Below are 23,012 nucleotides of genomic sequence, written 5' to 3'. Positions count from 1 at the left end.
GCTACATGGTCATTGGGCGTCTAGCGATGACGTTTCCCAGACGGTCCTCCGTCATCCCTTCGCGTTAGCGTTAACGCGCTAGTGGGCAGCCAATGAAAGCCAATTCTCCCTCGTGGCCAGGGCGGCTCCGTCGGTATCTCCTGCGATAGCCAAGGCGATGATCTGTGCGTGGGTAGAAACTGAATGCTTGGCTGCGTCGGTGCTAAAGCGCTGATACTCAACACGTCGCAGAAGCGGCATGGCCTGCTCTAGGACGGATGGAATCATGGTGTTGTTTGCGGCCGTCACCATGACGGCGTGAAACTGATCGTCGGCAGCCAGGGCGGCATCGGCGTCGTTCGCCTTCAGGGCGGCTGCGAAATCTGTGTTTGCCGCCGTCATAGTAGCTAGCTCACCATCGTTTAATGAGGGCACTGCTAGGCGGGTGGCCAATTCGTGCATGGCAGCCACCACTTGTTGCGCGTTCTTGGTTGAAACCGGATCGAAGGGTGTCACGATCGTGGCGCGCCCCGGCTCAGACTGGATCAAGCCGGCGTGCTCGAGGCGCAGAACTGCTTCGCGGATGGGTGTTCTGCTGACGCCCAGCCACGCCTCAAGCTCTGCATCGCGCAGGCGTTCGCCCGGGGCAAAAGTGCCGTCGATGATGGCGTCACGGATGGATTCATACACGTTGTTTCGCAGCAGTGAGCGCTTGTGAATTCCAAGGGGCGGGGGTGTGGGCATGCAACCTAGGATATCTGGCTCACTGAGTTACCGGACTTAGCATTGACGGAATCGCGTAATTAGTATCCAATATATTGCATACTGCTTTTGATGTTCCCACAACGAAGGAAATCATGGCCCTCTCAGATTTTGAACGCTATCCGCTGACGTTTGGGCCTAGCCCCATCCACGATCTTCCCCGCTTGAGCCAACACCTAGGTGGCGCAAGAGTGTGGGCCAAGCGCGAGGACGTCAACAGTGGTCTGGCGTTTGGCGGCAACAAGACTCGAAAACTTGAATACATCGTTCCGGACGCCATCGCCCAGGGCGCAGACACACTAGTCTCCATTGGTGGCTACCAGTCCAATCACACCCGGCAGGTGGCCGCGGTCGCAGCCAAATTGGGAATGAAGGCCCGTCTCGTGCAGGAGAACTGGGTTGATTGGCCAGACCCACTCAGTGATCGTGTGGGTAACATCCAACTTTCGCGCATCATGGGCGCCGATGTTCGCCTCGACGCTGCCGGTTTCGACATCGGCATCCGTAGCAGTTGGGAACAGGCCATCAAGGACGTCGAGGATTCTGGTGGAAAGCCCTACCCCATCCCCGCGGGCGCCTCGGAGCACCCATTAGGTGGACTTGGCTTTGCCAATTGGGCGTATGAAGTGGAACAGCAGGAACAGGAACTGGGCGTCTTCTTTGACACCATTGTGGTTTGCACCGTCACTGGTTCCACGCATGCGGGCATGATTGCCGGATTCGCCGGACAGGACAAGCCCCGCCGCGTCCTGGGCATCGATGCCTCTGCAACCATTGAGAAAACGCGTGCGCAGGTGGAGCGGATCGCCCGGCACACGGCAAAACTCATTGGCTTGGACCGTGAACTGCGTGACGATGAGATCACCGTCTTGGAAGGCTGGGCAGGGGATCTTTACGGCATCCCGGTGCAATCAACCCTGGATGCCATCCACCTCACCGGTTCCCTTGAAGGCATGATTATTGACCCGGTCTACGAAGGTAAATCCATGGCCGGTCTCATTGACCTGGTCAAATCCCAGGACATCCCTGCCAGCAGCAACGTCCTGTATGCACACCTCGGCGGACAACTTGCCTTGAATGCCTACAGCGGATTGTTTCGGTGACCCGAGCCTGATCCGGTGACCCGAGCCTGACTCCAGTGGGGCTGCCGGCGAGCTCTATTGCAGAGTTTCTTTCTCGCTGCGTACAGCTGCGGCAAGCTCAGCCTCAAGGCGGGCAAGTTTCGTTTCGTAGCGGGCCTGCTTGTGGCCTTCAACGCTCAGTTCAGTCCAGTAAGCGGCTTCGCGTGCTCCATCGAAACAGGCAATTAATCCGTGGGTCAGCCGGTTTTTGGGCCGAGCGGCCAACCGGTATTCCAATGGAGTCATGTGGGTCGACTGCGGTTTGCGGAAGATCAACAGCAGCGAAGGTGTCAACCAGAGGAAATAGCCAATGAGCGAATGCAGTACTCGTTCGTTCTGGAGTGCTGCCACCGTCAAGGGGCTGACTACGGCCAAGGCCACCACAACCAATAAGACCAATGAATATCCCAAACCCACACCCGGATGGGGATTGCTGCGGTACAAGGAGACAGCCAAGGCGGTCAGTGTCGCGGTGGCAATCGCCAACAAGATCAATGCCATCAGAGACAGCGCTAAAAGCACGGGCGAGAAACCACTGTTGACGATCAGCGGGACAACGGTAAATACCAGACCGCTGCCTGCCCACCACAGCACCAATTTGACCGTCTTTGCCGGCTCAACCTTGATCCGAGTCTTGGCAGAGACTCCCCACATGCGCTCCCATCGGTGAGTGTGCAGACGCATGGCGGTGGTCAGATGAAACTCGTCAATCTCGCGCTGCACGGCTGCATCTCGCTGGCGCACGACAGAGAAGATGGCCAGCATCAGGCACAGCAGACCCAAGAAGAACTTGGGACCAGAATCAGGATCGGAGGGGAGGAAGAATACGTTGTGCAGCGCCATCCACATGGTGGCCGCCGCAGCGATTCCCACGAGCAGGGTCAAGAGTTCAAGCAGGTCATCCAACGCCATGACCTGGGCTTGATTAGCCATGCCCAGCGGGTTGCGTCCACTGAACACCAACGCCACCAAAATGGTGGCCGTGGCACCAATGATCCAGCCGAGGGCGTCAAGACCAAAGTCGAAGGTTTCCGGACTGGTGAAGGGTGCCAGGATCCGTTCACTGAAACGGGCCCACACCACATTCAGGTCACCAAAGGAGGCAACGATGGCAGTATTTGCTGGGTGGTGTACCTGCAGGATCAGCAGACACATGAGCCAGCCGAGAAAGAGGAGGGTGAAAATCTGTCTCCGCTGGCTACGCTTTTCGCGGTGAAAATCCGCAACAGCAGCCATGGTGTGTTCGTGTGCATCGGCCAATTCTGTCCCCTTGATTGTCCCTATCCGGTGATCCTAGCCGAGCCCGTTCAAAGAATGTGGGTTCCTGTTGGATTCGGGCGCACACGTGTACTAGGGTAAATGATTGTGAGATAGATAACGCAGCCCCCGCCCGCGCCGATCGCTTCCGCTGTAACAGTGGATTGCCGGATCGCGCCTGACCTGCCTGCCAATCCACAATTCTCGTTAGAAGGCCGTAGTGCGCTCGTTTCCTTACAAATCCGCCAAAAAACCGGACCTCCGCTCGCCGGGCCGTTATCTCCTGTGGTTGGCGGGTGCCCAACGCGGCACGCTCTGGCTGGGGATCTTCTACGGCTCCATCTGGACGGTGTGTCAGGCGCTGACACCCTACATCTTGGGCCAGGCGATTGATCAGGGGATTCTGCCCGGTGACTTCGCCCGGCTCTCCGTCTGGGTTGGCCTGCTGGTAGGGATCACCGTGGTCCAGTCAATCTCAACCACCCTGCGCCACCGCGCCGCCGTGAGCAACTGGATGCAGGCGGCGTACCGTTCCTCGCAAGTGGTGGGCTACAAGGTCACCCGCAGCGGGGACGCACTGCCGCAAAAGTTTTCCACCGGCGAGGTGGTCTCCACCAGCGCCTCCGATGCCATGCGAATTGGCGAAATCTTTGACGTGGTTGCGCGTCTGGCCGGATCTGTAGTGGGGTACCTGCTGGTCTCCTACCTTGTCTTCCAATCGTCCTGGCAGCTTGGCCTGGTGGTGTTAGTGGGCGTGCCGCTGTGCGGTGCCGGCCTGCTCTTCGTGATCCGTCCGCTCCAAAGACGCCAGAAGGATCAGCGCGAAGCGGCCGGACAAATGACTGCGCTCGGCGCCGACACCGTTGCCGGACTGCGCGTGTTGCGTGGCATAGGCGGGGAACACATTTTCGTGGAGCGTTACCGGGAACGGTCGCGGGCAACCCAGCTCGCCGGAAATAAGGTGGCTTATTCGCTGGCCGATTTGGACGCCGCTCAGGTATTCGTGGTCGGCGTCTTCAGCGTCGCTTTCACCTGGATCGGTGCCCTGCAAGCCGTATCGGGGCAGATCGAGGCCGGTCAGCTCGTGGCGCTTTACGGCTATGCGGTCTTTTTAGTCTCGCCCATCCGCACCGCCGCCGACGCCGTCTCACGCTTCATCCGCGCCCACGTTGGTGCCAAACGCATCATCGATGTGTTGTCCACACCCTCTGCCGTGCACGACGCCGAGACCACAGTTCCTGCACCGTCGGAACCTAGCCCTTTGGTCGATTCGGTGACGGGGGTGATGGTTTCCCCGGGCGGACTCAGCGCCATTGTCTCGGGAGACCCGGAACACTCGGCATCTTTGGCCCGGCGGCTGGGCCGCTTTGAAGACGCCGTACTGCGTGAGGCGCAAGTGCGGTGGGGCGATGAGGCCCTGCACCTGATGCCGCTGCGCGATGTGCGCTCACGCATTGTGGTTTCCGACGCCGAGCCCCAGCTCTTCACGGGAACCCTTCGCGAGGAGCTGGACCCCACGGGAGAGCACACGGATACCGAAATCATGGCGGCCATTGACGTGGCCAGCGCGGAGGATGTCTTCGACGGACTGGAAGACGGGTTGAATGATGAGGTCACGGAGAAGGGTCGCAGCTTCTCCGGAGGCCAGCGCCAACGCCTGACCTTGGCACGCGCTGTGCTGACAGAGGCCGAGGTGCTGGTGCTGATTGAACCCACCAGCGCCGTTGACGCCCATACCGAATCACGCATTGCCAGCGCGCTGCGCCGCACCCGCAACACCCCCGGCCACACCACCGTGGTGGTTACGGCCAGCCCGCTACTGCTAAGTGCCATGGACACCGTGGCATTTTTGAAGGACGGCAAGCTGCGGGCCCAAGGCACGCACCGGCATCTACTGGACACCGAGCCCGAATACCGCAAGGTGGTCATCCGCGGTGAAGGCATGGACGGACATGGCGGAACCACAGCGGATCATGCGGCAAGCGCCCAGGCGAGCAACGGCGTCGAACTTGCCAGCAACAGCAACAACGTCATGCACGGAGGGGAGAACTAATGGCTGAAACGAAGCTTCCTGTGGCAAATTCTGCCGAGGTCAAGGCCGAGGGTTTGCGCCTCATGGGCATGCACAAAAAGCCGCTCGCAGGCGTTGTTGGCCTGTACGGTGTGGCCGCCGTTGCGGGATTGGCGGGGCCGTTCCTGCTGGGCCGGTTGGTGGATGCCATCAGCGTTGGCACCACCGCCGGGTTCGTGGCCATGGTGGCGCTGGCGCTCGCCGGATTCGTCATTGTCCAGACGGTGCTGGCCCGATGGGCACGGCGCAAGGGCATGATTCTGGGTGAGAAGGTCTTTGCCCAGCTGCGCGAGGAATTCATGGAACAAGTCACCTCGCTGCCGCTCTCAACAGTGGAAAAAGCGGGTACCGGTGATCTGGTCTCGCGCACCACCAATGACGTGGACGCGGTCTCGCACACGGTCCGCTTCGGCGTGCCGCAGGTGCTGGTTTCGGTGGCAACCATTGCACTGACGGTGGCCGCGGCGGTGCTTACGAGCCCGCTCGTAGCCGTGGCGCTGCTCATTGGCGTGCCGTTGCTGGTGCCTGTCACGCGCTGGTATCTCAAGCGCGCCACCCCCGGCTATTTGGCTGAGCGGGAGAGCTACGCCGGTCTCAACGGTGCCATCACCGAGACCATTGAGGGTGCCCGCACGGTCGATGCGCTGAGTCTTGGCCAGCATCGCCGCGACCGGATCGACGCGGCTCTGCGCAACTGCTTTGAACGTGAAAAGTACACCTTGGGCCTGCGCACCGTGCTCTTCCCCGTGGCCGAACTTTCCTTTTGGCTTCCAGTAGCTGGGGTGCTGTTGTGGGGTGGCTGGCTGTCCTCGCAGGATCTGGTGACCACGGGTATGGTGGCCACGGTTGCGCTCTACGCCATGCAGCTCATTGATCCGGTGGACACCTTGATCATGTGGATTGATGAGATCCAGGTGGGTGCGTCCTCGCTGGCCCGGATCGTGGGCATTCGCGATGTCAAGGCTGACCGCATTGCCACGGACGCCGTCCCCGCCGACGATCTGCTGGTGGTGGATGACGTCCGCTACGCCTACCGTCCCGGGCACAATGTTTTGCACGGCATCGACCTGACGCTGCGGCAGGGGGAGCGGCTGGCCATGGTGGGTCCCTCCGGCGCTGGCAAGTCCACGCTGGGCAGGTTGTTGGCTGGAATCCACGGACCCACGTCCGGTTCGGTCACGGTGGGCGGGGTGCCGCTGGTGGACCGGCCGCTGGATGAATTGCGTGGCGAGGTGGCTCTCGTGACGCAGGAACACCACGTATTTGTGGGGACGCTGGCCGATAACGTCCGCCTAGGTAAGGCCAACGCCAGTGACGCTGAGATCGAAAAGGCCCTGTCCGACGTCGGATCCTTAGCTTGGGTGCGTGCCCTCCCCAAGGGCTTGGCTACTGAGGTGGGTTCGGGTTCGCACACATTGACGCCGGCTCAGGCGCAGGAATTGGCCCTCGCGCGGCTGGTACTGGCCGATCCGCACACGCTGGTGCTGGATGAGGCCACCTCGCTGATTGATCCGCAGGCTGCACGGGATCTGGAGTTTTCGCTCAGTGCCGTGTTGGAGGGGCGGACAGTGATCGCGATTGCGCACCGTTTGCACACCGCGCACGACGCCGATCGGGTCGCCGTGGTGGAAAAGGGACGGATCACAGAGCTGGGCTCGCACGACGAACTGTTGGCGCAGGACGGTTCCTACGCGGCACTGTGGAACTCGTGGCGGCAGGACGCCTGAGCTCCGCCCCGGTGCTCGAGTGTGTCGAGACCCCGCCGGGGCCTGTTGGGTCTGCGGAAAGGCGCGTAACGTTCAAAGAGGGGGACGCGTTGGACCGACCCGGCCCGGTGCGTGTCTGCTCGTAAGATCACCAGGAGTTCACTATGCCTGACAAACAGCCACACCACCACGAACACAAAAAGCTGGACAAGGGCCATGCAATCAAGGCCAAGCGTGCAGAGAAAAAGGCCCGTAGCGCAGCCGTTGAGGCTGCTGACCCAGTGGCCCACATCGCCAAGAAACGGTAGTGCTCAGCTACGTTCGTGGCCGCGCCCTGGCAGCAGAGGAAGTGCCGTATGGGTCTTCTGACGTTCACCATCAACGTCACTCTTGATGGTTGCGTCGACCATCAAGAGGGTATCTCCGATGAGGAGACGCACACGTACTTCACCCGACTGTTGGATGAGAGCGGCGCAATGCTCTGGGGCCGCACGACCTACGAGATGATGGAGAGCTACTGGCCGGCGGTCGCCCGAGGGGACTTCGATGCGCCGCCGGCGCTACGCGAGTGGGCGCTTAAGCTGGAGTCCAAGTCCAAATACGTGGTGTCGGCGACTCGGAGTGATTTCCCGTGGACCAACAGCCACCACATCGAGGGCGAACTGCGCACGGCGGTGCAAGCACTCAAAGATCAGACACCCCGCGGGGTGCTCGTTGGCAGCGGCAAACTTGCGACGCAGCTGGACCGGTTGGATTTGATTGACGAGTACAAATTCCTCCTCCATCCCATGATCGCTGGCCACGGCCCCACCCTGTACCAAGGTGGAATACCCAGCACTCGACGCCTCGAGCTGATCTCGGCCGAGCCGCTGAGCAACGGCGCGGTCGCCATGCACTATCGCCGGACTGACTGACGCCCGTCGAGCTGCCTGAGGCCCGTCGAGCGGGGCGGCGCACATCGTCAGAAGGCGCTGGTGCCCGCTTCGGAACGCAGACCGGCTAGATGCATATGCATGGAATAGCTGGACTGCTTTTCCCGTTGTGCCGTGTATGGAAACAAACTTCAAGAAGCGCATTGGATTCCTCTCTTTTGGCCACTACGGTACTGGCCGCGGCTCCCAAACTAACTCGGCAGCTGACGCACTACATCAAGCAATTGACCTTTCGGTCGCTGCCGAGGAGCTGGGCATTGACGGCGCCTTCTTCCGTGTTCACCACTTTGCCCGCCAGCAGGCGGCGCCTTTCCCGCTCATGGCGGCCATTGCGGCCCGCACCAGCCGGATTGAAATTGGTACCGGCGTCATTGACATGCGTTATGAAAATCCTCTTTATATGGCAGAGCAGGCTGCGGCCACGGATCTCATCAGCGATGGCCGGCTGCAGATCGGTGTGAGCCGCGGGTCACCCGAGCCCGCTGCCAATGGCGCAGCAGACTTTGGCCATTTCCCGCTCGACGGCGAAACGGATGCGGACATGGCCAGGCGCCACACCGCTACCTTCCGGCACGCGATTTCTGGCGCCGGCATAGCTGAGCCCGGCGAACGTGTCTCCATGGGTGGGGAACGGTTGCTGCGCATTGAGCCGCAGTCACCGGGTTTGTCCGAGCGTATTTGGTGGGGTGCAGGATCTCGCGCCACGGCCGTATGGGCTGCTCGCCAAGGCATGAACTTGATGAGTTCAACCCTGCTCACCGAAGACACTGGAGTGCCCTTCGATCAGCTGCAGGCCGAGCAGATTCAATTGTTCCGCGACGAATGGGCTGCGGCCGGGCACGGCTTTACACCCCGGGTTTCGGTCAGCCGCAGCATCATCCCCGTGGTGGACGATGTGGACCGCATGTACTTTGGTCTGCGCGCCCAGGCTGAGAACAAGGACCAGGTGGGCATGATCGACGGGCTGCTGTCCCGCTTCGGCAAGAGTTATATGGGCGATCCGGCGGACATTGCCCGCGATCTTGCTGCCGACGCCGCGGTTCAGGCTGCGGACACCCTGATGCTTACGGTCCCCAATCAGCTCGGGGTTGCTTACAACACCAAGATGTTGGCGAACATTGCCGAGCATATTGCCCCGGCTATTGGCTGGATGCCAAACATCGAGGCTCGGCTCGAGTAGTGCGCAGTAATCGACGCAGCCGTCGCCACTGGGTAGCGTGAAACGCATGGAGAACGATCGCACACCCACGGACGACGGCTGGTTCTATGCACCTGCGCCGCCGGATACGAACACCTTTACAGACCTCGGGACGTTTAACGTGGATGGTGAGGTGTTCGTAGTGCGCAGGAGCGACGCTGAAGGAACGACTCTCTATGACTGGGTCTCGGGCCCCAACGACGGCTATGGGTTCAACACGTTCGGCGGCAGCGGCGCCTCCAGCCGTGAACAGCACGTTGCTTCCATTCGTGATTTCCTCGCCGGAATCGACGCCGCAACCGGGTTTCTCCGGGATCCGTAGGACCAACAACGGTGCCCCATTCAGATGGGAAGGCATACGCTGGGACGATGACAATTCGTCTTGATCCTCTGGACCCCGACAGCTTCCCTCAGTGGGTAGAACGCAGCAGCCGCGAGTATGTTGCTGATCTCGTCTCCTTGGGTACCTCACCTGGGGAGGCCCAGCGCCAGGCGGAATCGTCGCTTCGTCAGGCATTCCCCGAAAGTCGCCCGGGCCCAGATAACGCCGTATTTGACCTGATTGATGACGCTGGTGTTGGTGTTGGCTACCTCTGGGTTGGCCGGGACAGTTCCGATGATCCCACCTCGTGGTGGGTGTGGGACATCCTCATAGACTCCGAATATCGGGGCAGAGGATACGGCAGAGACGGCATGAAACTCGCAGAAGAGTATGCCCGGTCGCGGGGCGCCGCCACACTGGGACTGAATGTTTTTGGCTTCAACCATTCAGCGCGCAAGCTCTATGAATCTCTGGGTTACGAAACCATGAGCATCAAAATGCGTAAAAGTCTCGCGCCGGACTAAGGGCTAGAGGGGGAGACTGGACGGGCGTGACCCGCGTCCCCTGAAAAGCTACCGCTGTTCGGCATAGCTGTTTCACTGCCGGGGAAACTATTGAGAGGGGGTTCCCGCTCTGCGCGGGAGTCCTGCCGTAGCATCGGTGCCGGAGGTTGCCCGTGCCATCGAAATATGAACGAAGAGAGGATTGAGCATTGGTGTGAAGCCTGTGGCGCCAGCGAGATGCTTACGCCCGAACCTGCAGCAATTGCTCCATCGCCAAGACCTGCTGCCAAGACCCTCTGGTGGGCGCGCACAGGGGAGAAAAGGGACATTGGCGCCATCACGCCGCAGCGTCGGGTTCTAGCGCGAAAACCCAACGAGGTCAACGATTAGGGCAGCAACTCAATCATCTGTGGCCGCGCCTTCATAGCATGAATCACAAGCTCATTGCCGCTGTCGAAGACGAGAACAACCGTCTCTAGCAGCCGCCCTCGGGGAGAACTCCGTGTTTCAGCGCCGAGGCATAAACTTTCATGCGGCCAAGCGGTGGAGTGCTTCTCGAATTACTTCTGAGCGAGACTTGCCCTCACGTTCAGCACGCTCATCAATCGCCGCGATCTCTTCAAGAGTCAGGCGGAGGGCGACCACCTGTGACGGCTCAGCTCCACGACCAGGGCGGCCGCGACCACGCTTTTTCAGCGCGTCGACACCGTACCCGTGCTCGGCTTCGGCAGCCCAGAGCGCGATCTCCTCTTCAGTGACCGGAACCCCGTTGATCGTCTCGCGTTCGCTCATGCCATTAATGTATAACGAAAATATCGACTGGACAAGATGTCACTGGCCAACTCGGCTCCGAAGAGTCTCGGGGCAGATATCGGCAGCGAATGGATCGACCTGCTCGTGGGTGAAAAGTGCGGCGCATTTGTAGCGTCTAGCGCTGGTCCAGTTGACGATTTCGCCCGTAATGCGCAGCGGTGCGCTAGTGCGGTACGAGCGAGTTGGATTACCCGGGAACTTCTTGTCGGTGACGTCCGGCTCGTTCCCAAATATTCCGATTGGTTCAATGGCGTAGACATGAGGAGCGGCGTCGGTACCGGAGAGCCCTGCTGTGATCTCGGCGGCGAGTCCGGCGCCATCCGCAAGGGCTGTGAAATAGACGTGGTTCATGACCACTTCGGGACGGCAATTCGAGCGATGACCCGCCGTGAGGAAAACGTCTACCTGCAAGTCGGCAATTGGTCCGCGGAAGAACGGTCCGTCGCTCACGCCGGTAGGCTTCAGGACTGACGAACACGCAGCCGCAGCTCGCATCGGAATAAGTGCCGGACTAAACGTAGCCCTACATTCGCCTTCCAGGTGTTGCCAGCTTTCTATTTTTTGTCTCACTCATTCCTTTCCTCTTGGGCGGGGTCCTCGTGTTGGGATCCGGAAGTAGAAGGTACTTTGAGGGAGCGCAACCCAGGCCCCACTCGGAACGATTTTGCGCATTGTCGAAGCGGCGTTCGTATTGACGGGTCTTGAGTTGGTCGGGATGTGCTCGATCGCGCAGCAGCAGGTGGGTGCGTTGTCGCAGCTCGAAGGCGACCGGAGCCCACAGAACCCACAGAATCACGAAAATACAGCGAGAACTTTGCCGAGCGCGGTTCCCGTGATGCCAGCGATGGGACGGAAATCAGCCGCCGCTTAACCCGGCTGCGCTAACAAAACCCACGTGCCGCCGTCGTGCTCAAGAATAACGACGGCGGCACGTGGCGTTAGCCGTTGTGCCGCGGTGGTAAAATCGAGGGTGGAGCAATCCCCCTAAATTTTAGCGACACCGGACCAGCTTTTTATCCGAACGCGTCGCACAAGAAAGGCAGCGCATCGTCGCCGCCGGCCGCCTACAACAGAACAAAGTTTGGAACCCATGAGAAGAACTGCCCGCCAGACCCCTCCCGCCCTCGCCGAAGGTGCAATGCGCATCGTCGCACTGGGTGGTTTGGGCGAAATTGGCCGCAACATGACCGTCTTCGAATACGCGGGAAAGTTGCTGATCGTTGACTGCGGCGTGCTCTTCCCCGAGGATCACCACCCCGGCGTTGACTTGATTCTGCCGGACTTCTCGTACTTGAAGAACCGCTGGCAGGACGTGGTTGGCCTGGTGCTGACCCACGGCCACGAAGATCACATTGGCGGTGTCCCGTACCTGCTTAAGCACCGCGGCGACATCCCCGTAATCTCCGCCAAGCTGACTTTGGCCTTCTTGAAGACCAAGCTTGAAGAGCACCGCATCAAGGGCAAGATGATCCAGGTCAAGGAAGGCGACCGACGCAAGTTCGGCCCGTTCGACGTTGAATTCCTGGCCGTCAACCACTCCATCCCGGACGGCCTGGCTGTAGCTATCCGTACGCCTGCCGGCCTGGTGCTGGAAACTGGCGACTTCAAGATGGACCAGTTCCCGCTGGATAAGCGCATCACCGACCTCGCTGGCTTTGCCCGCTTGGGTGAGGAAGGCGTGGATTTGTTCCTGCCTGACTCCACCAACGCCGAAGTTCCCGGCTTCCTGGCCGCTGAAGCTGACCTGATCCCGGCCATCGACCAGGTCATGCGCACGGCCCCGCGCCGCGTTATTGTCTCCAGCTTCGCCAGCCACGTGCACCGCATTCAGCAGATCATCGATTCTGCTCACAAGTACAACCGTAAGATCGCGTTCGTTGGCCGTTCCATGGTCCGCAACATGACCACTGCGCGCGAACTGGGCTACTTGAAGATCCCGCGCGGCATGCTCGTTGACGCCAAGGAACTGGAAAAGATGGCCCCCGAAAAGGCCGTTCTGATCTGCACCGGTTCTCAGGGCGAGCCCATGGCTGCGCTGGCTCGCATGGCTAACGGCGATCACCAGATCAACTTGACCGACGGCGACACCGTGCTGCTGGCGAGCTCGCTGGTGCCTGGTAACGAGTCCTCGATCTACCGCCTGATCAATGACCTCACCAAGCAGGGCGCCAACGTCATTCACAAGGGCAACGCCAAGGTGCACGTCTCCGGCCACGCCAGTGCCGGCGAGCTCGTCTACTGCTACAACTTGGTTCGTCCCAAGAACGTCATGCCGGTTCACGGCGAATACCGCCACCTGAAGGCGAACGCCGAACTGGCTATCCGCACCGGTGTGGATCCCAAGAACGCGTTCATCGTTGAAGATGGCACCACGATCGACCTCAAGGACGGCGTTGCCAAGGTCACCGGTAGCGTTCCCGCCGCCTACGTCTACGTCGAGAACATGGTTGCCGGTGCGGCCACTGAAGAGTCGCTGCAGGATCGCATCCGTCTCGCCGAAGACGGAGCCGTCACCGTTCTGCTGATCGTCAACCCGGACACCGGCAAGATCGAAGAAGACCCCGAGTTCTTCTCGGTCGGTTTCAACCTGACGCCCAAGGACATCGAAAAGGCCGCCGTCATCGTCGAGAAGACCATCACCGGTCTTCGCGGCGAAAAGACCGGCCCCAACGCCGAGAAGGCTGTAGCCAACGGCCTGCTGCGCTGGTCCGACCGCGCGCTGCGCCGCAAGCCCGTCTACACGGTCATCATCGTCGAGGCGTAAACCCCTTCTGCGTTTCCCGGGTGCCGCCGCCGTACTTCTTTTGGGAAGTACGACGGCGGCACTTGGCTTTTAAGGGTTCCGACGCCATGCGCTGGGGCTGGTGCGGGGACGCTGCGTGGCGGGATCATTCCCCGCGGAGTCTGTCCATTTCGCGGCGGTCCTTTTTGGTGGGACGGCCGGTGCCGCGGTCACGCTGGGGGAGGCCGAGCGCCGGCAGGACCGGGCGCGGGGGAGTGTGGTCGGTGAAGCAATGCGAGGCAGCTTCCGGGCCCACGCGCTTGTTGATGAGCGCACGGACCTCAAGGATCCTGTCATAACCGGGCTGGCGGACTCGGATGGTATCGCCCGGAACCACGGTGTGGGCGGCCTTGGCGTTGGCATCGTTGAGTTTTACATGGCCCGCGCGGCAGGCAGCGGTGGCCAGGGACCGGGTCTTGTAGGCGCGGATGGACCAGAGCCAGGCGTCAATACGCACCGACGCCGGTGAACTTTTGGGAATGCTCATAATGCCTTGAGTCTACTGTGGCCCGCCGGATTGCCGGGAGATTGCGCCATGTGTGCCCACGCCCCATGTCAGCCGTCGAATCTGGTCATGCCGAAGGCCTGTAAGGCGTGCCAGCTCGAAATCGTCCATGATGCCCTGCCTCCGGGTAGCCGCAAGCAGTTCCAACTGTTCGGCCTCGGTCGCCGCCTTGGAGAGCTTCATCGAGGAAAGCTCGTTGCCCAGGCTGTGAACAGCCGCCAAATAGTGCCGGGCCGGCGTCCCTGATGGATGGAGGTCCTCGAATGCCAGCCCTGCATGGATCACTTCCTTGCGTGAAAGTTGGGCGGCCTCCGCCAGCTCCCCGGCTTTCACTCCGTCTTCCAACGCCAATGCCAGCTGCCGGTTCAGTGTCGACGTTACACCGCGGAGCCTGTCGGCTTTGAAGGCAAGAAGCTGCCGTTGCCGATCGAACGTGCTCCTGAGCTGGTCAAGGCGGGCAGCTTGCTGATCCAATCCGGAATTGCCACGGTATCGGTAACCGGAGCCGGCGGATCCCGGCGTTGTGGTTGCCGATGCGGAGAAAGCTGGTCGGTGGCGGACACCCTGGCTGCGGGACAATGCGATTCCTCGTTTCAATTTCCGGATCGGGGTAGTGCCTCATTAGGATGCTACTCAGAAAGTGGGCCCGTGTGGGCATACCTAAAATGCGTGCAGCCATAAGAAAATGACTGCGTGGGTGCAGTGACGCGGGCCATAAGATCCGCTTATAGTTCCACGTGGTTTAGGTCTTGGTCACAGGCCACCCAGGGTGCCTAGGCTCAAAGGAAGTGAAACTCCCGTCCGGTCCTAGTGCTTGGAATTCCAATGACTGAATTTGTGCCCGCATCTCGCGTGACCCGCATCAAATCCTCACCCAGTGTTGCAGCCGCAGGACGCGTCCGCGAGCTCAAGGCAGGGGGCCGGAGGATTCTTGACCTAACAGTCGGCGAGCCCGACTTCGACACCCCGGCGAACATCAAGGACGCCGCCATCGCGGCGGTCCGCAACGGTGAGACAAAGTACACCGCGGTTGCAGGGACGCCTGCGCTGCAGGCTGCGATCATCCATTCCATGGAATCCCGGTCCGGCGTCCGCTACACGACGGACCGGATTACCATTGGCGGCGGCGCCAAACAGGTCATCTTCACGGCCTTCATGGCCTCACTGGCCGAAGGCGACGAAGTGGTCATCCCCGCCCCTTACTGGGTGTCCTACCCAGACATGGTCCTGGCCAACGAAGGCACACCCGTCATCGTGGATTGCGGTGAAGACACAGGATTCAAGCTGACACCGGAGTTGCTGGCCGCTGCGCTGACCGACCGGAGCAAATGGTTGATCCTGAACACGCCTTCCAACCCCACGGGTGCCGTTTATACGGCAGAGGAGCTGCGCGGACTGGCTCGCGTCCTGGCTGAGTTCCCCAAGGTTCATGTCCTGACGGACGAAATCTACGATGAAATCTACTTTGGGCCTGAACGCCCGGCCTGCCTGCTCAGGGTGGCACCGGAGTTGGACGGGCGCGTCCTCATGGTCAACGGAGTATCCAAGTCCTACGCCATGACAGGATGGCGGTTGGGCTATGCGGTTGGGCCAAAGCCCGTGATTGCCGCCATCAACAAGCTCCAATCACAGATTTCCTCATGCCCCTCATCCGTTAGTCAGGCTGCCGCCGCCGAAGCCCTAACCGGGGACCAGACCTTCGTGCTGGAAAGCCGGGACGTGTACCGCTCCCGCCGCGACATTGCTGTGGCCGGTCTCAACACCATCGACGGCCTGGCCTGCAAGACGCCCGACGGCGCCTTTTACGCCTACGTCAACTGCGCCGGCGTCGTGGGCAAGACTACCCCCGACGGTGCCGTGATCAGCAATGATGAGGATTTCACCCTGTACCTGCTCGACAGTGCCTCAGTGGCCGTCATTCAGGGATCCGCCTACGGGTTCGGGCCCTACTTCCGGATTTCCTACGCCACCAGCGTGGAAGTCATCAATGAGGCGCTTGCCGCCATTGAAAAATCTGTCATGGCACTTAGCTAGCTGCCACACCAAACACCCAAGGAGCACTGCCATGATTCATGTCAAAACCAGATTTATGCGTCCCACCGCCGACGCTGTTGCCAGGTTGGCTAAATTCTCATCCGCCACCATTCACGAGGCACAGGGCCGCAAGGGCGCACTCAATTCCAAGATCAAGCCGATCGACCGGAACATGTCTTTCTGCGGTCCGGCGGTGACAGTGCGCTGCGCGCCCAGGGACAACCTCATGCTGCAAGTGGCCATCCACTATGCCGAAGCAGGGGACGTCGTCCTGGTGTCAGCCGGCGAATACGGTGAAGCGGGAACGTTCGGTGATGTGCTGGGAACCGCCATGAAGGCCAAGGGATTGGCTGCGATGGTGACTGATTCCGGCGTCCGGGACACCCAGGACCTCATTGAACTGGGCCTGCCAGTCTTCTCAGCCAACGTCTGCATTAAGGGAACCGTCAAGGAGACTATCGGGCCCATCAACCACCCGGTGGTCTTTGGAGACGAGATCATCTACCCCGGTGACATCCTCAAGGGAGACGCCGACGGCGTCGTCGTCATTCGCCGTGAAGAAATCGAAGACGTCATCCGCCTGTCACAGCAGCGCGATGACGAAGAGCGCGAACTCATGGGCAGGTACCTGGCAGGCGGCACAACCATTGAACTGTGCAACCTCACGGAAGTGCTCAAGGCCAAGGGTCTCCTGGTTGAGGACGCGTAGCCGAGGGGGCTGAATAACTTATCCACGCAACAGCCAGCCCCTCAAAATGAATTCTATTTTAAGGGGCTGGCCAGTTCGATGAAGAACTTCAAAATTGGAATTAGGAATGTGGATGGAATAATTGAGCCTATTGCAGTCCGTTTTCCGTCAGCATTTCATGAAACATTTCATTGAGAATTCTCAAAACGGCGGATGCGGCCTCTGACAGCGGTTCGTGGTCCGGGGTGCACAAGGCAATCTTGCACGAAATGGCCGGGTCCGTGATGCGCAGGAAGGCGAAGTCCTCGTCGTCAAACAAGGACTCGGCTGCCGAGCGGGGCAGGATCGTTGCGCCCAGGTCGGCGCGAAGAAGCTGCCGAAGCGTGGGGGAAGATTCCACTTCACCCACCAGCTTCAGTTCAAGGCCCTTGCCCCTGAATCCCTCCTCGACGATTTGCCGCAGGGTGTGGTTCTGTTCCGGCAGGATCATGCCAAGGTGGGAAGCTTCCTCCAGTGTCGTCACGCCACTTTCGGCAACGGCCTCTGACACTCGCTTGGAGTTCACCACAAGATAGAGCTCTTCAATGCTCAAAGTGGTGAATTGAACTCCCCGGATGGGGCCGGGCTCGTAAATCAGGGCCATATCCAGGCGGCCGTTGCGGATGGCGTCGCTGAGTACTCCACCATATATTTCCGTCAAATGCAGCACAATGTCGGGGTATCTGCGGCTGACCTCGCCCATGATCCGGGGTGTCAGTGCCGACGCCATGCTGTAGGGGGCGATGGCTATGGAAACGCGCCCGGACGGAGCGGCCCCTGAGTCGGAAACGTCCAAACGGGCCTGCTCCACGAGGCGCAGGATGGTTTGGGCGTGACGGTACAAGGTATGCCCGGCGGCTGTTGGTGAGACGCCTTGCTTGCTTCGGATCAGGAGCCGCTGCTTGAGGTCCTTTTCCAGGGCCGAAACTTGCTGGCTGAGCGCCGGCTGGGCCACATGCAGGGCTGCCGCAGCCTTGGTGATGCTGCCGGAATCAACAATCTTTACAAAATAGGCAAGCCTGCGCGTGTCCACGGTGGTCTTCTTTCCTGATGGCACCTGGTCGTCGGGACAGGGGTCATATCTGAAACTTATGGAGAGACACACAATAGGTCTTTGTGTGATCCATATCTCGCATAATAAGTTGATCTGAGAAAGCAATTCCGGCGCCACTCTGATTCTATCCTGCAGCGCTTGTGAAGAAAACTTTTCACCCCAGGACTCACGCCAATAGTTGCACGATGAAGTGTCACTGGCCGGTCGGCAAAAAATGCTGAGACCTGGTTGCTTGAATATTTCACTGCAAGGCATGTGCCTTGCCAAATAGAAGGAATCGGCAAATGAAGAAATCCATTAAGGGCAAGATTGCCGCAGTAGTCACGGTCTCCGCGATGGCGCTTGCGCTGGCCTCATGCGGCGGACCGGGCAATGCCGCCGGTGAAGACAGCCCGACCTCGGGCGAGGTGAGCATCATTGCCTACTCGGGTGTGTGGCAGGACCAGTACAACGCCGCCGTCATCGAGCCCTTCAAAGCCAAATATCCCGACATCAAGGTTACCTACGCATCCAAGCGATCGTCCGCAGAGATGCTCAGCGCACTTCAAGGCCAAAAGGGCAAGCCATCCACAGACGTTGCGATCATGGACAATTCCGTCTCCACCTCAGGCAACAAGCAGGGCTTGTTTGAAAAGATCGATACAGCGGGAGTACCTAACCTGGCCAACGTCGCAGATGAGTTCAAGGACAAGGACGGATTCGGTCCGGTAGCCATGCTTGACGCCATCGGCTTGGTCTACGACACGGCCACGTTCCCAACACCCCCTCAGAGCTGGAACGTGCTGTGGGATCCGGCCTATGCGGGCAAGATCAATGTGAACGCCCCGCCTTCACTGCTCGGCCTTTCGCTGACCGCCATCACCTCCAAAATGGAAGGTGAGGATTACACGAAGAGCATCGACAAGGCAGTGGTCCGCCTGAAGGAACTGGCGCCCGCCGTCCAGACGTTCGCCCCCAACCCCGACGAATACCAGAGCATCATTACAGGTCAGACGGTGCTCGGCCTGGGGCAGAATGCGCGAGGCCAGTTCTACAGCGACCAGAGCAACAAGAAGATGGGCGTCACCTTCCCGAAGGAGGGCACCGTCTACCAAATCAACACCATCAACCTAGTCAAAGATGCCCCGCACGCCGCTGCAGCCAAGACGTTCATTGACTACGCGCTGTCAGCCGAGGCACAGACAGCATTCGCCGAGAAGCTCTTCTACGCTCCCTCCGTCACAAACGCGAAGCTGCCCGATGACGTCAAGGACCGTGTTGTACCCACTGATGGTTCATTGAACATCGTCCCGCTTGACGTGGACTTCCTGTCATCCGCGCGCGACAAATGGACTGACATCTGGAAGCGCCAGATCATCAAATAGCCGCACCCAGGTGCCCTTCCCACTTACTGTTCCAGGAGAACCAAAACCATGACTGAATCCAAACTGTCGATCGTTGACCTGACGAAGAAATATGCTGCAGGCATGGCACCTGCCGTCGACCGCCTCAACATGGAAGTGGAGGAAGGGCACCTGGTGGCACTTTTGGGTCCATCCGGCTGCGGCAAGACAACAACGCTGCGCATGGTTGCCGGCCTGATGGACCCCACCGCCGGATCCATCATGGTTGACGGCCGTGAAATCACCCAGGAGCCCGTCAACAAGCGCGGCATGGGGATGGTCTTCCAGTCCTATGCACTTTTCCCGCACATGAACGTTGAGCAGAACGTCGCCTTCGGGCTACAGATGCGCCAGGTTCCCAAATCCGAACAAAAGGTGCGTGTCGCCGAAGCCTTGGACATGGTTCAGCTGGGCCATCTTGGCAAGCGGGCCACCAAGGCGCTCTCCGGAGGCCAGCAGCAGCGCATCGCCCTTGCACGGGCACTCGTTGTCGAGCCGACCCTGCTTCTGCTCGACGAGCCGCTGTCCAACCTGGACGCCAAACTTCGAGACACCATGCGCACGGAAATCAGGTCCATCCAGCAGCGCACCAGGGCAACAACCCTATTCGTGACGCACGACCAGGACGAAGCCCTCGACATGGCTGACCGCATCGCAGTCATGAACGGTGGGCTCATCGAGCAGTTCGGCTCGCCCATCGACGTCTACGAGCGTCCCCGAACACACTTTGTAGCCAACTTCATTGGCCAGGCAAACTTCCTGACAATTACGGTTGGCGAGGATGTCGGCCAGGCATCCGCGGCGGGGGAGCGGAACTACAAGATTGAGGTGCCTGAGCTGGGACAATTCGGCGCAGTGGGTGCCCCTGGCCTGACCGGGCGCAGCCTGCCTGTGCTCATTCGTCCGCACCGGCTCAGGGCATCCCTGCAGCCCTCCCCTTCCGTCCAGGAACTCAAGGGAACCGTCGAGCAGGTCAGCTACACGGGAGACACCTTGAGCATCGCAGTACGGGTCGGCGGCGAAGTCCTGCAATCGCAGCTCCACACCACCAGCGGCAGCCTGCCGCATACCGGTGATAAGGCGTACCTGTCGTGGGAACCAGAGCACGCGTACATCCTTCCGGAGCATGCGAAAGCGGTTGCGGCGTGACAACAATCGCGACAAAGAACCCTGTCCCGGGAACCCGCAAAGGCCTTGAGTCTGGAGTCCTCGAGGCCGCAGCGAACAAGCGGCGCAAGCGCACCTACCTGGCCTTGCTGATACCGGGGATTCTCGGACTGCTGGTCAGCTTCGTCTTTCCGCTGCTCTACATGGTCAGGATGTCCTTCAATGAGGGGGCACCGGACGGCGTCGTCATCGACACCTTCACGTTCCAGACCTACATCAAGCCACTCACCGACCCCTATTACTGGCGGGTCACTCTCGACACCTTCAGGATGGGGCTGACAGTTGGTGTGCTCTGCCTGATTGTTTCTACCCGATCGCATTGTTCCTTGTGCGCAGCACAAGTAAATACAAGGGGCTGCTGCTGGCCGTTGCCATCGCGCCGCTCCTGACATCCGCAGTTGTGCGCACCTACGGGTGGATGGTCATTTTGGGCACCAACGGCCTCGTCAACACGTCGCTGGAATCCATGGGACTCATTGGCTCACCGTTGAAACTGACCAACAATATGACAGGTGTGACAATCGGGCTGGTTGAGATTTTCATGCCCTATGCCATCCTGGCCATGATTTCCGGCTTCGGGCGACTCAGCCCGCAACTGGAGGAGGCCGCCGGATCGCTGGGTGCCAGCAAGTTCAAGGTTTTCATGCGGGTCACCCTTCCGCTGAGCCTGCCAGGCGTCTTCACCGCATTCCTATTGGTCTTTGTCATGGCCATCAGTACGTTCATCACGCCACGCCTCCTGGGCGGCGGCAGCGTGCAGGTGCTGGCTACTGAAATCTATGACCAAACCACGGGCCTGTTGAACTGGCCGTTTGCCGCAGCCCTCTCCGTGATCCTGTTGGTCCTGTTCGGCACCATCATTGCCATTTACCAGCGCATCGTCCAAAAGATTGGAGGCTGACCATGAGCGAGGCACGTCTTTTCAAGCCGCGGTTCAACCCCGCGAAACCGGTTTTCAACATCATTGTCTTTTTGCTCTACCTGTTCCTGCTGGCGCCATTGATCATTGTTTTCGTGGTGTCCTTCGCATCCAACCAGTACCTGTCTTTCCCGCCAGAGGGCTTCACCCTCAAGTGGTATCAGGCGCTGCCCTCGGAAACCATTTTCGTGGAGGGCATGAAGGTCAGCCTCATAGTTGCCGTGTTCGTCACGGTGGTGGTCCTGGCCATTGGTGTTCCTGCGGCCCTGGCCCTGCAACGGTTTGAATTCAAGTCGAAAGCGGCGATGGAGGCGTTTTTCCTCTCGCCCCTGCTGACGCCCAGCATCGTCCTAGCCTTGGGTATGGTTTTGCTGTTTGGGCCGTTGAACCTGAACAACACCTATACCGGAATCATCATCGGGCACGTGGCCATCACCATCCCCTTCGTCATCCGGACCACCATCATGAGCCTGGCCACCGCCGACACTTCATGCGAAGATGCGGCACGAATCCTAGGCGCCGGCCCCTGGACGGTGTTTCGCAGGGTCACCCTGCCGATCATCCGCCCCGGTGTGATTGCCGGCGGCGTCATCGCTTTCATCGTCTCCTTCGACGAAGCGGTAATCTCCCTCTTCGTTGCCGAATCCGGGCTCCCTACTCTCCCCGTCCAAGTCCTCCGGTATGTGGAAAACTCGGCTGATGCGGCGGTGGCTGCACTCTCCGTGATCCTCATCCTGATTTCCCTGGCCGTCGTTGTTGTGGTGGAACGCGTCATGGGGCTCCGCAAGGCTCTCAACTAGGGCCCATAGCGGGTGCGGGCAGGCCGCCCGCACCTGCGAGTCCCGTGTCGTGGGCCATAAGCCGAAGCTGTCGCATGACAGTTTTTAGGTCTTTGTGTGAGCCATCTCTCGGTGACAGACTCAAAGGCAAGTAGCCAGGGAAACGGTTCCGGGCATTGAACGAAACTTATGAACTAAGGAAGGCAGCAATGGGCCCCACAATTGATCTTGTCGCAGACCTCGGCGAAGGATTCGGCGCCTGGTCCATGGGGGACGACAAGGCGCTGCTCGACATCGTCACCAGCGCCAACATCGCCTGCGGATTTCATGCCGGGGACCCCGACATCATGGACGCCACAGTGGCCGAATGCGTCCGCCGCGGAGTCAGTATTGGTGCGCACCCGAGCTTCCCCGACCTCAGAGGCTTTGGCCGCCGCGCCATGGAGCTGGCCGCTGACGAAGTCCGCAACGATGTCCTTTACCAGCTCGGAGCCCTGAACGGCTTCGCCGCTTACCATGGGACCGAAGTGTCCCACATTGCACCTCACGGACGCCTAGGCAACCTCGTGGCCACCAGGGCGGACTACGCGGCAGCGGTGGCCGACGCCGCCGCCGCTGTCCGCCCGGACCTCATCCTGGTGGCGCAGGACGGCGAGCTCTCCACCGCGGGTTCAGAGCGCGGCCTGCCGATCGGAATTGTCGGAATCATCGATCGCGCCTACAAGCCGGACGGCACGCTGGTGCCTCGCAGCCAGCCCGGTGCAGTCATCCACGACGCGAAGACGATTGTGGACCGGACCATTCGAATGGTCTGCGAAGGACTCATCCGGGCCGTGGACGGGACCGACATCCCGATCGCCGCCGACACCGTCCTGCTGCACGGAGACAACCCGGGCGCCGTGGACCTTGCCCGGCTTATTCGCACTGAATTGACGAGTGCCGGCGTGCGCATTGCTCCGCTCCGCGAGGTCCTTGAGAACAAGCACACGGTGGCCTGAC

General features: G+C 60.3%; 24 protein-coding genes and 1 pseudogene. 17 read left to right on the top strand and 8 right to left on the bottom strand.

Features of this window, described 5'->3' with window-relative positions:
• Positions 1–78: 78 nt before the first annotated feature.
• Complete coding sequence (locus tag AB0P14_RS11450) at positions 79–723, bottom strand: GntR family transcriptional regulator (protein ID WP_363841954.1); 645 nt, start codon at positions 721–723, stop codon at positions 79–81.
• Positions 724–836: 113 nt separating this feature from the next.
• On the opposite strand from AB0P14_RS11450, the gene AB0P14_RS11445 reads away from it, so the two are divergent.
• Entirely contained in the window at positions 837–1,844 is a 1,008-nt protein-coding gene (locus AB0P14_RS11445; protein WP_363841951.1) for a 1-aminocyclopropane-1-carboxylate deaminase, read from the top strand.
• A 54-nt stretch (positions 1,845–1,898) separates the two neighbouring features.
• On the opposite strand, the gene AB0P14_RS11440 is transcribed toward AB0P14_RS11445, so the two are convergent.
• On the bottom strand, positions 1,899–3,122 hold the full coding sequence (locus AB0P14_RS11440) for a hypothetical protein (protein ID WP_363841948.1): 1,224 nt from the start codon (positions 3,120–3,122) through the stop codon (positions 1,899–1,901).
• Positions 3,123–3,339: 217 nt separating this feature from the next.
• Here AB0P14_RS11440 and AB0P14_RS11435 point away from each other — a divergent pair, with 217 nt between their 5' ends.
• The 7 genes from AB0P14_RS11435 (at position 3,340) to AB0P14_RS11405 (ending at position 9,872) form a co-directional block, all read left to right on the top strand.
• Positions 3,340–5,172 (top strand): ABC transporter ATP-binding protein, encoded by a 1,833-nt coding sequence (locus AB0P14_RS11435; protein ID WP_363841946.1) that lies wholly within the window; start codon positions 3,340–3,342, stop codon positions 5,170–5,172.
• On the top strand, positions 5,172–6,917 hold the full coding sequence (locus AB0P14_RS11430) for an ABC transporter ATP-binding protein (RefSeq protein ID WP_363841943.1): 1,746 nt from the start codon (positions 5,172–5,174) through the stop codon (positions 6,915–6,917). The genes AB0P14_RS11435 and AB0P14_RS11430 overlap by 1 nt, the downstream gene beginning before the upstream one ends.
• A gap of 143 nt (positions 6,918–7,060) precedes the next feature.
• Complete coding sequence (locus AB0P14_RS11425; protein WP_363841940.1) at positions 7,061–7,204, top strand: hypothetical protein; 144 nt, start codon at positions 7,061–7,063, stop codon at positions 7,202–7,204.
• Between the two features lie 48 nt (positions 7,205–7,252).
• Positions 7,253–7,810: a dihydrofolate reductase family protein gene (locus AB0P14_RS11420; protein WP_363841937.1), complete on the top strand. Its 558-nt coding sequence runs from the start codon at positions 7,253–7,255 to the stop codon at positions 7,808–7,810.
• Positions 7,811–7,946: 136 nt separating this feature from the next.
• The gene (locus AB0P14_RS11415; protein ID WP_363841934.1) at positions 7,947–9,008 is read left to right on the top strand and encodes an LLM class flavin-dependent oxidoreductase; all 1,062 of its coding nucleotides are present in this window, start codon (positions 7,947–7,949) and stop codon (positions 9,006–9,008) included.
• 46 nt (positions 9,009–9,054) lie between these two features.
• The gene (locus AB0P14_RS11410; RefSeq protein WP_363841931.1) at positions 9,055–9,348 is read left to right on the top strand and encodes a hypothetical protein; all 294 of its coding nucleotides are present in this window, start codon (positions 9,055–9,057) and stop codon (positions 9,346–9,348) included.
• Between the two features lie 47 nt (positions 9,349–9,395).
• Positions 9,396–9,872: a GNAT family N-acetyltransferase gene (locus tag AB0P14_RS11405; RefSeq protein ID WP_363841928.1), complete on the top strand. Its 477-nt coding sequence runs from the start codon at positions 9,396–9,398 to the stop codon at positions 9,870–9,872.
• A gap of 365 nt (positions 9,873–10,237) precedes the next feature.
• Here AB0P14_RS11405 and AB0P14_RS11400 read toward each other — a convergent pair.
• The 3 genes and pseudogenes from AB0P14_RS11400 to AB0P14_RS11390 form a co-directional block, all read right to left on the bottom strand.
• Positions 10,238–10,339, bottom strand: a pseudogene (locus tag AB0P14_RS11400) (toxin); the annotation flags it as partial.
• A 40-nt stretch (positions 10,340–10,379) separates the two neighbouring features.
• Entirely contained in the window at positions 10,380–10,643 is a 264-nt protein-coding gene (locus AB0P14_RS11395; RefSeq protein ID WP_363841925.1) for a ribbon-helix-helix domain-containing protein, read from the bottom strand.
• 39 nt (positions 10,644–10,682) lie between these two features.
• Positions 10,683–11,159, bottom strand: a complete 477-nt coding sequence (locus tag AB0P14_RS11390) for an NAD(+)--rifampin ADP-ribosyltransferase (protein WP_363842175.1) — start codon at positions 11,157–11,159, stop codon at positions 10,683–10,685.
• Between the two features lie 595 nt (positions 11,160–11,754).
• Here AB0P14_RS11390 and AB0P14_RS11385 point away from each other — a divergent pair.
• Positions 11,755–13,428 (top strand): ribonuclease J, encoded by a 1,674-nt coding sequence (locus tag AB0P14_RS11385; RefSeq protein WP_363841923.1) that lies wholly within the window; start codon positions 11,755–11,757, stop codon positions 13,426–13,428.
• A 124-nt stretch (positions 13,429–13,552) separates the two neighbouring features.
• Here the strand turns inward: AB0P14_RS11385 and AB0P14_RS11380 are convergent, their stop codons facing one another.
• Together AB0P14_RS11380 and AB0P14_RS11375 are read right to left on the bottom strand one after the other, a co-directional pair.
• On the bottom strand, positions 13,553–13,933 hold the full coding sequence (locus AB0P14_RS11380; RefSeq protein ID WP_363841920.1) for an RNA-binding S4 domain-containing protein: 381 nt from the start codon (positions 13,931–13,933) through the stop codon (positions 13,553–13,555).
• A gap of 12 nt (positions 13,934–13,945) precedes the next feature.
• Positions 13,946–14,530: a hypothetical protein gene (locus tag AB0P14_RS11375; RefSeq protein ID WP_363841917.1), complete on the bottom strand. Its 585-nt coding sequence runs from the start codon at positions 14,528–14,530 to the stop codon at positions 13,946–13,948.
• A 246-nt stretch (positions 14,531–14,776) separates the two neighbouring features.
• Here AB0P14_RS11375 and AB0P14_RS11370 point away from each other — a divergent pair, with 246 nt between their 5' ends.
• Both AB0P14_RS11370 and AB0P14_RS11365 read left to right on the top strand, forming a co-directional pair.
• On the top strand, positions 14,777–15,985 hold the full coding sequence (locus AB0P14_RS11370) for an aspartate transaminase (RefSeq protein ID WP_363841915.1): 1,209 nt from the start codon (positions 14,777–14,779) through the stop codon (positions 15,983–15,985).
• Positions 15,986–16,016: 31 nt separating this feature from the next.
• Positions 16,017–16,694 carry a 4-carboxy-4-hydroxy-2-oxoadipate aldolase/oxaloacetate decarboxylase gene (locus AB0P14_RS11365; RefSeq protein WP_363841913.1) on the top strand — a complete coding sequence of 226 codons (678 nt, stop codon included), beginning with the start codon at positions 16,017–16,019 and terminating at the stop codon, positions 16,692–16,694.
• Positions 16,695–16,821: 127 nt separating this feature from the next.
• On the opposite strand, the gene nac is transcribed toward AB0P14_RS11365, so the two are convergent.
• Positions 16,822–17,745 (bottom strand): nitrogen assimilation transcriptional regulator NAC, encoded by a 924-nt coding sequence (nac, locus tag AB0P14_RS11360; RefSeq protein WP_363841910.1) that lies wholly within the window; start codon positions 17,743–17,745, stop codon positions 16,822–16,824.
• A 305-nt stretch (positions 17,746–18,050) separates the two neighbouring features.
• Here nac and AB0P14_RS11355 point away from each other — a divergent pair, with 305 nt between their 5' ends.
• From AB0P14_RS11355 to AB0P14_RS11330, 6 genes are all read left to right on the top strand, one after another.
• On the top strand, positions 18,051–19,130 hold the full coding sequence (locus tag AB0P14_RS11355; RefSeq protein WP_363841907.1) for an ABC transporter substrate-binding protein: 1,080 nt from the start codon (positions 18,051–18,053) through the stop codon (positions 19,128–19,130).
• A 48-nt stretch (positions 19,131–19,178) separates the two neighbouring features.
• The gene (locus AB0P14_RS11350) at positions 19,179–20,297 is read left to right on the top strand and encodes an ABC transporter ATP-binding protein (protein ID WP_363841904.1); all 1,119 of its coding nucleotides are present in this window, start codon (positions 19,179–19,181) and stop codon (positions 20,295–20,297) included.
• Complete coding sequence (locus AB0P14_RS11345) at positions 20,294–20,704, top strand: hypothetical protein (protein ID WP_363841901.1); 411 nt, start codon at positions 20,294–20,296, stop codon at positions 20,702–20,704. Before AB0P14_RS11350 ends, AB0P14_RS11345 begins: the two co-directional genes overlap by 4 nt.
• Positions 20,644–21,216, top strand: a complete 573-nt coding sequence (locus AB0P14_RS11340; RefSeq protein WP_363841898.1) for an ABC transporter permease — start codon at positions 20,644–20,646, stop codon at positions 21,214–21,216. The genes AB0P14_RS11345 and AB0P14_RS11340 overlap by 61 nt, the downstream gene beginning before the upstream one ends.
• A gap of 2 nt (positions 21,217–21,218) precedes the next feature.
• Positions 21,219–22,034: an ABC transporter permease gene (locus AB0P14_RS11335; protein WP_363841895.1), complete on the top strand. Its 816-nt coding sequence runs from the start codon at positions 21,219–21,221 to the stop codon at positions 22,032–22,034.
• A 188-nt stretch (positions 22,035–22,222) separates the two neighbouring features.
• On the top strand, positions 22,223–23,011 hold the full coding sequence (locus tag AB0P14_RS11330; protein WP_363841892.1) for a 5-oxoprolinase subunit PxpA: 789 nt from the start codon (positions 22,223–22,225) through the stop codon (positions 23,009–23,011).
• Position 23,012 lies beyond the last annotated feature (1 nt).

It is taken from the genome of Specibacter sp. NPDC078709 (assembly GCF_040686795.1).
Taxonomy (GTDB): Bacteria; Actinomycetota; Actinomycetes; order Actinomycetales; family Micrococcaceae; genus Specibacter.
This window is presented reverse-complemented; position numbering and strand designations above follow the sequence as displayed.